General features: G+C 40.4%; 1 pseudogene. It reads right to left on the bottom strand.

Going from position 1 to position 384, the window contains the following annotated elements:
• Positions 1–192 precede the first annotated feature (192 nt).
• Positions 193–384, bottom strand: a pseudogene (locus AAEY72_RS14260) (c-type cytochrome); the annotation flags it as partial.

Raw genomic sequence — 384 nt, 5'->3', positions numbered from 1 at the left:
AGAACACGACCAGATAACCGGTTGTGTTCACTAGAAAATATATTGGTATAGCGTCTCATAAAATCACTCCTGAGCGTCTGTTTGTCTATTGAATATTCTAAAAATGTAGGCAATACCACTGAGTAAAATAGTCATGGCGACATTCAAATCGCAAAAGGCAGCACTATTTAGCACTGCATTTTTTACGAATAATCAATGTTGCATTCCGGATCCATCACCAGACATATCCATCTCACCATCAAATGACATATCTAACATATCATCGTCTATCCTAGTCGTTAACATGGTGTACTGGGCTTCATTTAATTCAGGTAACGATCTGATAAAAGCGACCATTGCCCACATTCTATCGTCATCGTGCGAAGCGCCCCATGCTGGCATACC

The sequence above is a fragment of the Psychrobacter sp. W2-37-MNA-CIBAN-0211 genome, assembly GCF_040309405.1.
GTDB lineage: Bacteria > Pseudomonadota > Gammaproteobacteria > Pseudomonadales > Moraxellaceae > Psychrobacter > Psychrobacter glaciei.
This window is presented reverse-complemented; position numbering and strand designations above follow the sequence as displayed.